This window comes from Candidatus Ryanbacteria bacterium CG10_big_fil_rev_8_21_14_0_10_43_42, assembly GCA_002793915.1.
Classification (GTDB): domain Bacteria; phylum Patescibacteriota; class Minisyncoccia; order Ryanbacterales; family 2-02-FULL-48-12; genus 1-14-0-10-43-42.
On sequence record PFEF01000010.1, the window covers coordinates 1 to 15,374 of the forward strand.

Here is a 15,374-nt window from a genome sequence, read left to right on the forward strand (position 1 = left end):
AGCGAAGCGAGTCGCAGTCCGCGCGGGACTCAAAAAAACAAGAACGTTGAAAAAATGAGAAGCACAAACATATTGCCGGATCGTTCAATGGTAGGACACCAGGTTTTGGTCCTGGGTATCGGGGTTCGAATCCCTGTCCGGCAGCCCGAATTTTTAAGGAGCAAAGCGACTATACGACTTTGTTTACTTATAACCGAAGGGAGTTAGAAAACAAGAAGTGCCCTCGTGGTAAAAACTTCAGGTACCAAAGTCCGCGCACGGGCGTGGTACATCCGTAGTAATAACGAAAAAGAACGGCGGCTGATAGCAAAACCCGAAACTAAAGCAACGGCAGATAAAATTTGCGTAGATATGGATACTGTGATAAATTTATTTTGTCGCCCAGCTTAGTGTAATATCGTATCGTTTGCCACTTTCTTTTTGTAATCAGAGAGGGGCGACGGTTCCAATAGCGCTTAACCGTTTGGTAAGCATATCTGTTGGGCGACAACCGTCGTCCCTTTTTGGTCTTTGGGGGCGAAAATATATATAAAAATTAGCAAAAAATATGTCGCAAAAAAATATTTTTGAAGGATTTACGAGGAAATACGCGTTGTCAAAAACGTTACGGTTTGAGTTGAAACCTGTGGGAAATACGTTGCAGATGCTGGAAGACGAGAATGTCTTTGAAAAAGATAGAGTTCGAAAAGAAAAGTACAAACAAACCAAATCCTTCTTCGACCGACTTCATCGGCAATTCATCATTGAATCACTGACAGGTAAAACTATAGATGGTTTAGATAAGTACTTCACACTATTAAAAAAGTTAGAAAAAGACAAAAAGGACAAAGCCCTACAAAAGGAATTTAAAACTCTTTCCGAAGAGTTACGGACACAACTTAATAACCATTTTCAAACTGAAGCATTATTCGGAGTATCGGTGTTTGAAGAACTTAAGAAAAGATATGGTAAGGAAGAAGGCTCTTTTCTGAAAGATAAAAAAGACGAACTCGTGTTAGATGAGGAAGGAAATAAAATTTCTATTTTTGATGAGTGGAAAGGTTTCACTGGTTACTTCGATAAATTTCAAGAAACAAGAAAGAATTTTTATAAAGACGACGGTACCTCAACAGCGGTTGTAACTAGAATTATTGATCAGAATTTAAAAAGATTTTGTGAAAATACCCAGCTTTTTAAAGATATAAAATATAAAATTGATTTTTCCGAGGTTGAAAAAACACTTTCTGTGGATTTGGGTGTGGTGTTCTCGTTAGAATATTATAACTCTTGCTTGTTACAAGATGGAATTGATACATATAATAAAATTCTTGGTGGTGAAGTTGTGAAAGATACGAATGAAAAGCTAAAGGGATTAAATGAGATTATCAATAAATATCGCCAAGATCATAAAGACGAAAAGATTTCTTTTTTTAAATTACTTGATAAGCAAATATTGAGTGAAAAAGAAGACTTTATTGAAAATATAGAAGACGATAAAGAGTTATTACAAAGACTTAGGGAGTTTTATATTTCTGCTGAAGAAAAAACAGAAGTCTTAAAAACCTTGTTAGGGGATTTTTTCCTCCACGAGGAAGAATATGAATTAGACAAAGTCTTTCTTTCAAAAGAAGGTCTTAATACTATTTTGCACCGATGGATGACTGATAATGGACGTGACGAATTTCAAAAAGTCATTTATGAGCAGACAAAGAAAGATAAAATTGTAAAATTTGAAAAATCAGATAACTCATACAGGTTTCCGGATTTTATTGCTTTATCACTAATTAAAAATGCTCTTGCGAAAAGTTTTGAAGAGGAAAAACTTTGGAAGGACAAATACCTTAAGAATGAAGAAGATTCAAAATCAAAAGGTTTTCTTAGTGGGGAAGAACCAAAATGGGAACAGTTTATAAAAATATTTGAATCGGAGTTTAATTCTCTGTTTGAGAATGAGTACCAAGAACTAATAGGTGGCGAGGAAAGACAAGTAAAGAAAGGATACAATGTATACAAGAAGGATTTTGAAGAAATTATAAACAGAAACGAATCTGATTTTTCTGTTTCATCGGAGGATAAGCTGACAATTAAAAATTTTGTTGACAGCACTCTTTGGATTTATCAAATGGGTAAGTACTTCGCTCTTGAGAAGAAGCGACAGTGGGTTGGTGATGAATATGACATTGATACAAAATTCTATCATCACCCTGATTTTGGTTTTAAGAAGAAATTTTACGATGATGCATACGGAAAGCTTATTAAGGTCAGGATGCTTTTACAGAGTTATCTTACCAAAAAGCCGTTCAGCACTGATAAATGGAAATTGACTTTTGAGAATCCGACCCTTGCAGATGGCTGGGACAAGAATAAAGAGCCTGATAATTCTGCTGTAATTTTGCGAAAAGATGGACGTTATTATCTTGCCGTAATGCAAAAAGGACATAATAAGGTATTTGATGATGGCAACATTCAAGCATCGGGTACTGACAGTTATGAAAAGATGGTTTATAAATCAATATCAGACCCTGTCAAAGACATCCCCAATTTAATGGTTATAGATGGTAGAACTGTGAGAAAAACTGGCAGAAAAGATAAGAAAACTGGTATAAACCATCGACTGGAAGAATTGAAAGATGAGCATCTACCCAAAGAAATTAGTGATATACGAAAATCATCTTCTTACTTAAAGACCTCTGAAAATTTTAACCAAGAAGATTCACAGAAATATTTGGCATTTTACATGCAGAGGCTTATTGAATATAAAAAGGGCGAATTCGACTTTGAATTCAAAAAACCAGAAGAATACGGTTCTTATGCGGAGTTTTTGGATGATGTTGGGAATCAGGGTTATAAGATAGATTTTGTTGGTGTATCGAGCGAATACATCAAAAATAAAAACACTTCAGGAGAGTTATTTCTTTTTGAAATACATAACAAAGATTGGGGATCAGGACCAAAAGACAAGAATAGAAAAAGAACAAAAAATCTTCACTCTATGTATTTTGATACCTTGTTTTCTAAAGAAAATGCAGAGAGTAATTTTCCGTTCAAACTCAATGGAGAAGCAGAACTATTTTATAGACCGAAGACCGATGAGGAAAAATTAGGATACAAGGTTAAAAATACTAAAACTGGAAAGTGGAAAAATATTGTTGTCAAGAAAAGCGAAAGCGTCCCAGAAGAGGCGGTGGTGGATCATAAGCGATATCTTAAAAATAAAACATTCTTACATGTCCCGATAACTCTCAACAGAACAGCTGATGATTCACATTACTTCAATCAAAAAGTAAACGAATTCTTACTCAACAACCCTGAGATAAATGTTATTGGCCTTGATCGTGGAGAAAAACATCTAATTTACTATGCTGGTATTGATCAAAAATGTAATTTACTCAAAGATAAGAACGGTAATACTGCTCTTGGAAGTCTGAATGAAATAAATGGAGTAAATTACCATAAACTTCTGGAAGAAAGGGCGAAAGGGAGAGAAAAAGCAAGGCAAGACTGGCAAAATATTGAAAATATAAAAGACCTTAAAAAAGGATATATTTCTCTCGTGGTACGAAAGCTTGCTGATCTTATTATAGAACACAACGCTATAATTGTTTTTGAAGACTTGAATATGCGCTTCAAGCAAATTCGTGGGGGAATAGAGAAAAGCGTGTACCAGCAATTAGAGAAAGTACTGATTAAAAAACTTAATTTCTTAGTAAATAAAGGTGAAAAAGATCCTCAAAAAGCGGGACATCTATTACGCGCATTTCAGCTAACAGCTCCATTTATCACTTTTAAAGATATGGGAAAGCAAACTGGTGTGATCTTCTACACGCAAGCTAGCTATACCTCTAAAACATGTCCCGAGTGTGGCTTTCGTCCAAATGTTAAGTGGGACCAAGACGGTTTAATGGAGAAAATCAACATTACTTTCACCGAAAATAATTTCAAAATAGCGTACAAAGCGAGTGACTTCTTGAAACAAAAGAATAGCTCTAAGCGCGGAAACAGACTCTATGCCGATAAGAAAGGGAAAGATGAGTTTATCCTATCAACCAAAAACGCTATCAGGTACAAGTGGTTTAGTAGAAACAAAAAAGATTTTGAATTAAAGAAGGGGGAAGAGAGAATGCTGGAGCAAACAGAGAATGGTATTACAATTAAATACGATATTACGGAGTGTTTGAAGGGGCTACTGGAAGAACAAGATATTGATTATAAGAACAATATCGTAAAGCAAATATCTGAAAAGGTTGCTACTAAAAAATTCTTTACGGAGCTGGCGTATTATTTGTATTTACTCTCAAACACAAGGAGTAGTGTATCCGGTACTAATATAGATCAAATAAATTGTCCGCATTGTGGTTTTCATAGTGATAAGAAGTTTAATGGTGTTGATTTCAATGGAGACGCGAATGGTGCCTATAATATAGCGAGAAAGGGTGTGATGATTCTTGAGAAAATAAATCAGTATCACAATGTAAATAAAACGTTGGATAAAATGAATTGGGGAGATTTATTTATAGATATTGAAGAATGGGATAAACATACTCAAGACTGATGGAATCCTATATCCAAATATCAAAAATAAACGATTTTATGTTTTGCCCGCTGTCGGTGTATCTGCATGGCGTGTATGAAAGTTTTGATACGTCACTGTATCATGACACGCCACAGGTGGAGGGGAGATTAAATCACGAAAGTATTGATTCCGGTACGTATTCTACGTCAAAACATATTTTGCAGGGTTTGTCGGTGTATAGCGGAACATACGGCATTATGGGGAAAATTGATATTTACGATGAAAAAAAGAAGATGCTTGTTGAGCGCAAAACAAAAATAAAAAGAATATGGCCCGGATATATGTATCAACTGTATGGACAGTATTTTTGCATGAAAGAAATGGGATATAAAATAGAAACATTATTTTTGCACAGCTTGTCTGATAACAAACGCTACCCTATACCGTTGCCGGAGGAACGGGATAAAAAACGTTTTTTATTTTTTATTGAAGCAATGAGATCGTTTGATATACGAACATATAAAAACCACCGGTGCCATAAGTGCACTAATTCCATTTACGGAATTTTAACATGGTAATATGCTTACCCTTCCCGATTTTAGAGAAAAACAAATGTTATTTGTACACGCCGAATGGGGGACACGCTCGTCGCTTAGGTTTTTAAACGACAATATTGTTTTTTCCAAAGATGGCAAGGTGGTAAATCGCGCGTCGTGCCATAAAGTATTTGCCGTTTTTATAATGGGCGACATGATGATAACAAGTCGTTTGTTGCAAAAAGCGGGAACACACGCAATATCATTATTTTTTCTACGTAATAATTTTGAGGTATTCGCGCCGTTTGCCGCAAAAGCGGAAGGTAATTATTTGCTTCGCATGAAGCAGTATGGTCTATCAGAAGATGAAGAGTTTTCTATTGCAAAGCATATTGTAGCGAATAAAATAGAAAACCAAAACCGGCTATTGCTAAGCCGAAAAAAAGGCGCGGATAAAGAGGAAATGGAACAGATGCGCGAGCGTATTAAAAACGCATTGAACGGACAGGAACTGCTCGGTATAGAAGGGGAGTATTCGCGTAAGTTTTTTTCCGGATATTTTTCTGAAATTAACTGGTGGAAGCGTATGCCGCGCGTAAAGCCGGACGTATCTAATTTTCTGCTTGATATGGGGTACACCTATCTTTTTAATTTCGTTGATGCACTTCTTCGATTGCATGGATTTGATACGTATAAGGGCGTGTATCATAAACTGTTTTTTCAGAGAAAATCTTTGGCATGTGATATCGTGGAACCTTTTCGTTGTATCATTGATCGCCAACTTCTAAAGGCATACAACTTAAAGCAGGTACATGAAGGTGATTTTGATATTGTGCATAAAAAAGTAACTTTGCCATTCGATAAGCAGAAAAAATATACGTCGTTATTCTTGCAAGTTATTATGGACCAAAAAGAAGAAATTTTTTCATATGTGCATGAATATTACAGACATATGATGGATACAAAGAATGATATGCCGAAATTTAATATAAAGACAAAATAATATGCTTCTTTTAACGTATGATTTTAGCGATGATCGCGTTCGTGCAAAGTTTTCAAAATTTCTTGAGAAATTTGGACACAGGATACAGTATTCGGTGTTCGAGATTCGTAATAGCCGGCGGGTATTGCAAAATATAAAAAGTGAGATAGAATTGGTGTATAAGAATGCATTTACGGGAGCGGACAGTGTTTTGATATTTCATATCTGTGAGGGTGACAAAAAGAAGATTGCGCGATATGGATATGCTAAAAATGAAGAAAAAGACGTTGTGGTCTTTGAGTAGTGCTAGTGCCTTGAAAACTTTATAAAAAGGTGGAAATTCAATGGAGGGTATTAAAAATAGAGTATTATGTCAGTGGAAAACCTTAGTCTTAATATGATGAGGAAAACAAAAAATGGCTTTGTTAAGCCAAAAAGTCGGAATGTAATTTATTACTTCTTTGCATCTTTAGCGTTTAACAAAGCCATTTCCGCCGTCTAATACCTCTATAAAATTTCTACTTTTGTAGATTCAGGGGCGAATACGATTGTCTCCGGGTCTAATACCTCTATAAAATTTCTACTTTTGTAGATAGTGGTCTCCATCAGGCACTAAGGAGTCTAATACCTCTATAAAATTTCTACTTTTGTAGATCAAAAATGCACAGCTTCTCAATCGGAGTCTAATACCTCTATAAAATTTCTACTTTTGTAGATCCGGGAAGATATTGCCTCTCATCCTCGTCTAATACCTCTATAAAATTTCTACTTTTGTAGATAGAAGCGCACCACCGATATTGCGACTGGTCTAATACCTCTATAAAATTTCTACTTTTGTAGATAAGGAAGACGCATTTTCGGAATCAGTGTCTAATACCTCTATAAAATTTCTACTTTTGTAGATAAGAAGTAATCTCAGCTAAAAGCGAAGTCTAATACCTCTATAAAATTTCTACTTTTGTAGATGTGATGTTTGCCAATACTTGTGTAGGGTCTAATACCTCTATAAAATTTCTACTTTTGTAGATAGCGACGTGCTCCAGTATTTATGTAAGGTCTAATACCTCTATAAAATTTCTACTTTTGTAGATACTCTTCGCTCACTCTTTGGCATGTTGTCTAATACCTCTATAAAATTTCTACTTTTGTAGATTCAGTCGAGAACTGGTTGCAACCTCGGTCTAATACCTCTATAAAATTTCTACTTTTGTAGATGCATTATCGGAAGATATGATGACGGGGTCTAATACCTCTATAAAATTTCTACTTTTGTAGATTCGTAATTCCTGTGAAGGGTTATCAGGTCTAATACCTCTATAAAATTTCTACTTTTGTAGATATAGCGACACAGAAGGAGCCGTGTCTTGTCTAATACCTCTATAAAATTTCTACTTTTGTAGATGGAATGTTCCTTGTCATTCAATTTGGTGTCTAATACCTCTATAAAATTTCTACTTTTGTAGATGCTCTATCATTTTACCGCTGCCCTCTGGTCTAATACCTCTATAAAATTTCTACTTTTGTAGATTTAAAGGAGTTAGGAGATCTTGGTGTGTCTAATACCTCTATAAAATTTCTACTTTTGTAGATTAATATCCGTTTCTTCTTCTGCTAATGTCTAATACCTCTATAAAATTTCTACTTTTGTAGATAGGACGCAAACCTTGAGGGCGCAGACGTCTAATACCTCTATAAAATTTCTACTTTTGTAGATTACGTCATATTAGCCATAGCTTCTATGTCTAATACCTCTATAAAATTTCTACTTTTGTAGATATCGCGGAACGCAAATCAGAACCCCAGTCTAATACCTCTATAAAATTTCTACTTTTGTAGATAGCAATATCGATTATTTCTGCGTGAGTCTAATACCTCTATAAAATTTCTACTTTTGTAGATTGGCGGGGCTTCTGGTGGCGTGTCTTGTCTAATACCTCTATAAAATTTCTACTTTTGTAGATAGAATAGTGCTCACCACAATTGTCGCGTCTAATACCTCTATAAAATTTCTACTTTTGTAGATGGGTCAACGTCTAAATAGCCCTTAAGTCTAATACCTCTATAAAATTTCTACTTTTGTAGATAATAACATGATCTACGGAGCAACCTACGTCTAATACCTCTATAAAATTTCTACTTTTGTAGATTTCGTCCGGGAGCAACCATACGTTCGTCTAATACCTCTATAAAATTTCTACTTTTGAAACTGTGACCAGTTCCCATGATTTCTCAAAAATGAAAATGTGATAACAGTATTAGAATTGCGTTCCTAAAGAATCCTTGCATTAATGCAAGGATTCTTTCATGCTGAAGATATGGCACGAAGAAAACGGGAGGATTATACTATTCGTTAGGTGGCGTTTTGCCGGAATATAAAGAAAGCGTGTTATGGATACGAAACATCATCATAAAGAAAGCCATGAACATGCGATGAGCCATGGTTCTGCTGAACAATATTTAAGGCGTTTTTGGATCGTTACATTTCTGCTTGTTCCGCTTGTGCTGGTGCACCCAACCATCTCGGAGATACTGGGCATTACGTTCGGTCTTAATAAGTGGATACAGTTTGGAATCGCAACCATTGTATTCGGCTTTGCGCTTGTATTTTTCCGGCATGCATGGCATGAAATAAGATCTCGCAGGTACGGTATGATGACGCTTGTTTCGCTTGCGGTTGGAAGCGGGTACTTGTTTTCTGTTGCCTCAACATTTATTGCCGTACTCAACGTTGAGTTTTATCTTGAAATCTCAACACTGGTGTGGGTACTTCTCTTTGGACACTACCTGGAAGTGAAATCCAGTTCCGCCGCCGGGGACGCGTTGTCTGAAGTAGCGAAACTACTCCCTAAGAAAGCGCACAGACTTGAGAATGGAATTGAAGCTGATGTTGATATCGCCGAGCTTCATGAGGGCGATATTGTTGTTGTGAAGCCGGGAGAGAAGATTCCGGCCGACGGCACAATTATCAAAGGATTTGCAAATGTTGATGAGTCGTTGATAAGCGGTGAATCGAAACCCGTCAGAAAAGAAGGAAGTGCGGAGGTGATAGCCGGAGCAATTTGTCTTGACGGGTCACTTACCGTTCTGCTCTCACGCGTTGGAGAACATTCAACTGTTGGGCAAATACAAAAGCTCATCGCGCAAGCGGGACAAACCAAACCGCGTTCGCAAAAAATAGCGGACAAGGCATCTGCCGTTCTCACCTTTGTTGCCGGTATCACGGCACTTGGTACGCTCCTGGTATGGACACTGTTCATTGGCCAACCGTTTGTATTTGCGATCACGCTCGCCATTACGGTACTCGTCATTGCGTGCCCGCATGCGCTCGGGCTTGCTATTCCAACCGTGACCACCATTACCACTTCACTTGCCGTGAAGAATGGTTTTTTCATCAAAGACCTTTCAAAGATAGAGGTGATACGGAAAGCGGATTATGTGGTGTTTGATAAGACGGGAACACTTACAAAGGGCGAGTTTGGCGTGACGGGAATTGTTCTTATGGAAGAACAAGATAAAGATAAAATTCTCTCCACTGCGGCATCTCTCGAACAGCATTCATCACACATTATCGGACAATCAATTTTAAAATATGCGCGGGATCAAAAGGTGCAAGTTTCCGACATTGATGACTTCCAAAACATTGCCGGACAGGGTGTTAAAGCGAAAATAAGCGGGCGGGAATATGTTGCGGGCAACGAGCGATTGATGCGGAGCTTGAATATAAAATTTGATTTGCCTAAAAATATGAATGGCACAATCGTGTTTGTTGCGAGCAAGGGGAATCTGCTCGGACATATCGTACTTTCTGACGCCATTAAGCAATCTTCATATGATGCGGTAAAAAAGTTGCACAGTATGGGCGTGAAAGTTGCCATGCTTACCGGCGATAATGAACAAGTCGCGGGGTTGGTGTCAAAGGAGCTTGGCATTGATACCTACTTTGCAAATGTCTTGCCGGAAGATAAATATACTCATATCAAGCAATTACAAGAGCAAGGCAATACGGTACTTATGGTTGGTGATGGCGTGAATGACGCTCCCGCACTTACCCAAGCAGACGCAGGTATTGCCATTGGTGCGGGTACTGACGTTGCCGTCGAGTCCGGTGATGTGGTTTTGATTGATAACGATCCGCTGGATATTGTGCGTTTGATAACGCTTTCGAAAAAAGTGTACACAAAGATGATTCAAAACCTTGTTTGGGCGCTTGGATACAATATTATCGCCATTCCCATGGCGGCGGGAGTATTTGCGGTTTGGGGGTTCTTCTTGCGTCCGGAGATTGGCGCATTAGTTATGAGCTTTTCAACAGTTATCGTGGTTGCTAACGCAATGACGCTAAAGAGAGTTAAACTATAGATTGATTTAACTCTCCCCGGAATCGAACTTATTTTATGAAAATGCGATAATGGTATTAGAATTGCTTTCCCAAAGAATCCTTGCATTAATGCAAGGATTCTTTCATATTGGACTTAGGGTGCGGAGAAACGAAGTACCATTTAATAAGTATTTGTTTTTGGCGTATTATTCTATGCAAAAAAAATACTATTTCATAATAACGGGAATTATAATTATAGGTACCACCGCCTATTATGGTTTCTTGCGAGATCCGGTTGTTATAAAAAACTATCCATTGGGAGGAGAAACAATTGTTGTATTCGGAGACAGTTTGGTAGAGGGTATCGGCTCCAGTAAGAAAGGAGGATTTGTTGCTTTGCTGGAGCACCGTTTACAAAAGCCCGTCAGTAATCTGGGTCGGTCGGGAGACACTACGGAAACGGCATTAGGGCGTGTGCAGGACGTGATAGCGGAAGATCCTGATTTGGTTATTGTATTATTGGGCGGGAATGATGCAATTCGGCGTGTGCCGCTTGAAATGACAGTGGAAAATCTAAGAACTATTATCCGCACCATACAAGCCGAGGGTGCGGCCGTAGTATTATTGGGCGTGCAGGGCGCGCTTATACGTGATCGTTTTGACAATGACTTTCGCGTACTCGCAAAAGAGGAGGGTGCCGTATACATACCGAATATATTGGAAGATATATACCGCAACCCATCTCGCATGTTTGACGGCATTCATCCAAACGATGAAGGATACGGCATCATAACTAATCGCGTATATCCTATCATATCAGAGCTTCTCACGGGTACGTATTATGAATAGTTTTTAGCGTTAGTAGTTGTTATCTTTTACTCCCCACAAAAAATTAACGTAAAATAGAAAATGGCTCGCATAATAAAAATACGGGACGTTAAAAGGATTGATTCTAAAAAAGTAAATTCAAATGAGATTTTTGGTTCGCTCGCTAATTTATCTGAGACAATAGGTCTCAAGAAATTATTTATATACCACGAAATACTTGCGCCAAAACATCGATCCTCTTCCCCTCATTACCATTCTTCAAAAGAGGAATTTGTTTACGTGTTGAAAGGAAAGCCCAGTATTTGGTTGGATGGAGATATACGAACACTCTTTTCCGGTGATGCTGTCGGATTTCCTGCGGGAGAAAAAGGTTATCACATGATAGAGAACAAGAGCGATGAAGAAGTGCAATTGCTTGTTATAAGTATTGAAGAAAACAAAGACCATGTTTTTTATTTTCCTGAAGAATAAGGTGTCGGATACTTCTTCATATCAATAAACTTCTAAAATCCTATGAACATACAATTCCACTACCGGGCGCGAGCCATTATAACTGATGGCGATTATATTCTTCTCGCGCGGGCAATAGGAAATGGGAACACATTCCTTCCGGGCGGGCATATCGAGTTGGGAGAAAAGGCAGAGGAAGCACTTGTACGCGAAATAAAAGAAGAGCTGGGCGTAGATAGTACGATACGATCTTTTTTGGATGCCGTAGAGAATAGCTAGCTTGAAGGTGATGAACGGCATCATGAGATAAATTTGATATTTCATATGAGTGTTCCTGATTTTCAAAAAGAACATAATCCTATATCACTCGAAGATCATATCGAATTTCTATGGTCGCATATGGACGACTTCGAAAAAAATAATCTCCTTCCAAATTCCCTTATTCCGCTCATAGGGAAATGGCGCGCCGACGGCGCATCTCCCTGGTGGGGCAGCGATTTTGAATAGTTTGTACAAGTACCGTCCCTCCCTCTCTTCCTTATCTAATACCCCTATAAAATTTCTACTTTTGAAAATGGGACCAGTCCCCATAAGTTCTAAAAAATGAAAATGCGATAATGGTATTAGAATCGCTTTCCTGAAGAATCCTTGCATTAATGCAAGGATTCTTTCATGCTGAAAATATGGCACGAAGAAAACGAGAGGATTATACTGTTCGGTCTCTTAATAAGATATCGAACGGGAAGGGTTATAGCGTAACATTACCGATAGAAGTAATACGGCTTTTTCGCTGGCAAAGAAAACAAAAACTCTCCTTGCAAATAGATAAGGAAAATAAACGTATTATTATTACCGATTGGGAGAAGTGATAAGTAATTTCGCGTACTGTACACAGAAATAAAAAAATGATAGCATCTTGCTAGAAAGCAAAGACAACAACCTTATGGCATTTAAAGAAAGGAGAGTGCTGTTATGGATCTGATTACCTTGGATGAGAGAGCTTATATTCAGATGATTTCTGATATAATTGCGGCCGATGAAAAAACCCGCGGTACCAACTTGATAACGAACGAACAGGTCATCATTTTTGCCAAACGCGTACGTATATTAACCTTAGAAGAGGAGTGTCGGAACCTTGGCGTTGAAATCCTGGAGAGCGCTCTTTTGGCTACGAAACATATTGCCGTCAAACAGGACCGTGCCGTTGTGATGATGAAAGAATTATCATTGGAAGAGCCCGAAACGGAATGGTTAGAGGCCTTTATGTTTCAGTTTGACGATGATGTAAGAATAATGGCCGGACAAACGACAAGAGTGATGCTGGATAATGAACGACATGCTTTTCTGCGGCATCTTCCGGATCTTGCAAAAGCATTCGGCGGCATTGGATGGAAAGTTTTGTGTTATGCCCTTATCGATAGCGATATGTTTGCTGATATAAAAAAACAAGCATTGTTTATAAAGCAAAACATGCCTGCCATATACCTTAAATATAATAGTTAAATAGCCCGGCAAGATTTTGGTCGGGTATTTTTTAATAGGGGACAATAATCATTGCATGAAGGATTATATTATTGTTATCTTACGAATATGAACAGTAGATGGCTTGGACTTTTGGGTTTTTTATCATTTCTCGCCATTCCCGGAATTATCATCGGAGAATGGGCTTATGCGGTTTGGCTTTTATGGGCTCTTTGGTTTACATACTTTTTTAAGAAGCCCGAAGAAAAAGACGGTATATAGATAAAGTTGGGAGGTACGCTTTACAAAATTAATAAAAAATTGTACAGTATAAGCTATTCTAGAGGATGTACGAAAGGAGTGGGTAATGCAACAAGTTTCATACCTCTTTAATCCTGGACGGAGAAGCATTCTTGTGGAAGTCTATTTCCCAAGGAGGATTAGGACCCAGGGAACTATATTCAAAGCACTCAACGATGGTTTGCATGCAGATAATGTTCGTAAATATCTCACCGCAAATGTAGAGAATCTCATGCGTGAGATCGTCGCATATCCTCACTGGTTTAATCCGAATCGTTATGATGCTGATGAATCGTATGTTGATGCCACGGATGCTGCAAGAGCGCGGATGAATATGTACCAAACCGTTTTCTACGGTTGGTCAGAGTATGCAGTTGATGGTGTGTTCCTAAAAGTTGATGGTGTATCAATTGATGAGGAACGAACTCAGACACTCAAGCTTATATTTGCATTCGAGAACGAGGAACTCCAGGAACAAGCAACCAATGCAGGGTATTTTGATGTCTATCTCGCGGTGCTCAATTGGGTCCTTTCTCAATATGGGCAGGCAGAAGATCATCGTAACTGGAGCAATGAAGAACGCGATTTATTCTTATTACGTCATGCTTTGTGGCCCGAAGAGAAAAGGAGTTGGGCACGCGATAATTTTGTTCCTACTGCTCGAAGTATTGGAAAATGGATTGACGATTGTGGTCTTTTTATTTTCGGATACTTGGTACGGAGGTTCTGGGAAGAGATTGTAAGGATTCATCAAGAAGAAAGTGGTTCGCTTGAAGATACGATATGGGTGACAAGCATTTTTCACGTTGATGTGAACGAGCTTAAACCTGTGATATAATAGAGTCCAGAGTTAATGTAAGGAAAAGGAGATTGCTATGCCCAAAAGCACCTGGATGCTTTCAGTAATACTAACACGTGATTCCCACCCAAAAACGGAAGAGGAGGTGAAAAATGCTTTCGATTCCTATTACCGCAAAGAATATGAGGCGGGACGAATTAGTAAGTTTTTGCCTTTCAAAGCTCCTTCCCAAGAAAATCAAACAGTAGAAGAGTAACATCTCAGTTACCGTCGCACCTTTAACGGTGAGGCTGGTCGTCAAAAGATCAGCCTCTTTTTATAAGCAGAATCCTAATGCGATTGCCCCGCAGTGACCCTTACGAGGTATTGACGTATTATAAAATATATGCTAGGAATTGCGGAGATAAAAATCCACTAAAAAGGAGGGTATTGACATGTAGAATATACCATAATGTTGTTGTTTTTTTGCGGAGGACAGACCACCTATAACCTGATGAGAGAGGAGCTTGTATGTTCATGTTTCGTTTAGTGGTTGCTTTAGGATTCATCATTTTTGCATCCCAACCAGCAGAAGCTCACACGCTGAATGTTGACCGGGACACATTTGTTGATACCGTGTCACCGGACCAGGTTGATGATAACTTTGGAGAAGAAGAAACATTGGATGTCAGTCCCGACAGGATGAGTCTGGTAAGGTTTGATTTATCGCTGTTTTCTCCCTGGGCGCTAGATGATGGCGTACCGCCCCTTGTTGTTTCTCATGATGATAGGGCGGTAGAGCAACTTCAAATGAGGTTGTTCGTTAAGAGCGTTGTCGGTTTGGGAAAGATTGGAATCCATCGGATTATGGAAGCATGGGACGAGGATCTTGTTACCGGAAATGCCGTACCTTTATTTGAGATTGATCCTCTTATAAAGGTGGATATTCCTGTTACGATCCTTCCCGATAACTTCCTTCTCGTAAATTTACCGAAAGATCTGCTGGAAGAGTGGATCGATTATCCGGACAGAAACCATGGTTTGCTTCTTATAAGCGATGGAGCCAGTATTGCCTTTGAGGCAAAGGAAAGTCCTCTCACCGGTAAACACCCGGAGCTTGAAGTTATCCTTAAGGGTCCAAAAGGAGATACGGGACCTAAAGGCGACACCGGTCCCGCGGGAGGTCCTGCTGGTCCTGAAGGAAAGCAAGGCCCTAAGGGCGACAAAGG

13 protein-coding genes, 1 tRNA gene, 1 pseudogene and 1 CRISPR repeat array (1 of these 16 running past the window's edge) are annotated in these 15,374 nt (G+C 38.6%); all 15 genes and pseudogenes read left to right on the forward strand.

The window, feature by feature from the left end; all coding sequences use genetic code 11:
- Positions 1-73: 73 nt before the first annotated feature.
- A tRNA-Gln gene (locus tag COU90_04155) sits at positions 74-147 on the forward strand.
- 400 nt (positions 148-547) lie between these two features.
- A complete protein-coding gene (locus tag COU90_04160; GenBank protein PJE64038.1) occupies positions 548-4,531 on the forward strand; it encodes a type V CRISPR-associated protein Cpf1 in 3,984 nt (1,327 codons plus the stop codon).
- Positions 4,531-5,070, forward strand: coding sequence for a type V CRISPR-associated protein Cas4 (gene cas4 / locus COU90_04165; GenBank protein PJE64039.1), 540 nt, complete (start codon positions 4,531-4,533; stop codon positions 5,068-5,070). Before COU90_04160 ends, cas4 begins: the two co-directional genes overlap by 1 nt.
- 1 nt (position 5,071) lies before the next feature.
- On the forward strand, positions 5,072-6,031 hold the full coding sequence (locus tag COU90_04170) for a hypothetical protein (GenBank protein PJE64040.1): 960 nt from the start codon (positions 5,072-5,074) through the stop codon (positions 6,029-6,031).
- A gap of 1 nt (position 6,032) precedes the next feature.
- Entirely contained in the window at positions 6,033-6,314 is a 282-nt protein-coding gene (gene cas2 / locus COU90_04175; protein PJE64041.1) for a CRISPR-associated endonuclease Cas2, read from the forward strand.
- Between the two features lie 192 nt (positions 6,315-6,506).
- Positions 6,507-8,218: direct repeats of the CRISPR family, unit length 36 nt; unit sequence GTCTAATACCTCTATAAAATTTCTACTTTTGTAGAT.
- 180 nt (positions 8,219-8,398) lie between these two features.
- Positions 8,399-10,369, forward strand: coding sequence for a heavy metal translocating P-type ATPase (locus COU90_04180; GenBank protein PJE64042.1), 1,971 nt, complete (start codon positions 8,399-8,401; stop codon positions 10,367-10,369).
- A gap of 49 nt (positions 10,370-10,418) precedes the next feature.
- The gene (locus COU90_04185) at positions 10,419-11,177 is read left to right on the forward strand and encodes a hypothetical protein (protein PJE64043.1); all 759 of its coding nucleotides are present in this window, start codon (positions 10,419-10,421) and stop codon (positions 11,175-11,177) included.
- Positions 11,178-11,237: 60 nt separating this feature from the next.
- Positions 11,238-11,627: a cupin gene (locus COU90_04190; protein ID PJE64044.1), complete on the forward strand. Its 390-nt coding sequence runs from the start codon at positions 11,238-11,240 to the stop codon at positions 11,625-11,627.
- Between the two features lie 42 nt (positions 11,628-11,669).
- On the forward strand, positions 11,670-11,885 hold the full coding sequence (locus tag COU90_04195) for a hypothetical protein (protein ID PJE64045.1): 216 nt from the start codon (positions 11,670-11,672) through the stop codon (positions 11,883-11,885).
- Positions 11,886-11,930: 45 nt separating this feature from the next.
- A complete protein-coding gene (locus COU90_04200; GenBank protein PJE64046.1) occupies positions 11,931-12,113 on the forward strand; it encodes a hypothetical protein in 183 nt (60 codons plus the stop codon).
- Between the two features lie 149 nt (positions 12,114-12,262).
- Complete coding sequence (locus COU90_04205) at positions 12,263-12,475, forward strand: hypothetical protein (protein PJE64047.1); 213 nt, start codon at positions 12,263-12,265, stop codon at positions 12,473-12,475.
- A gap of 142 nt (positions 12,476-12,617) precedes the next feature.
- On the forward strand, positions 12,618-13,109 hold the full coding sequence (locus COU90_04210) for a hypothetical protein (GenBank protein PJE64048.1): 492 nt from the start codon (positions 12,618-12,620) through the stop codon (positions 13,107-13,109).
- An 87-nt stretch (positions 13,110-13,196) separates the two neighbouring features.
- Positions 13,197-13,349 carry a hypothetical protein gene (locus tag COU90_04215; GenBank protein ID PJE64049.1) on the forward strand — a complete coding sequence of 51 codons (153 nt, stop codon included), beginning with the start codon at positions 13,197-13,199 and terminating at the stop codon, positions 13,347-13,349.
- A gap of 85 nt (positions 13,350-13,434) precedes the next feature.
- Entirely contained in the window at positions 13,435-14,205 is a 771-nt protein-coding gene (locus COU90_04220; protein PJE64050.1) for a hypothetical protein, read from the forward strand.
- A 1,057-nt stretch (positions 14,206-15,262) separates the two neighbouring features.
- Positions 15,263-15,374 (forward strand): annotated as a pseudogene (locus tag COU90_04225) (hypothetical protein); it runs 554 nt beyond the window's last position.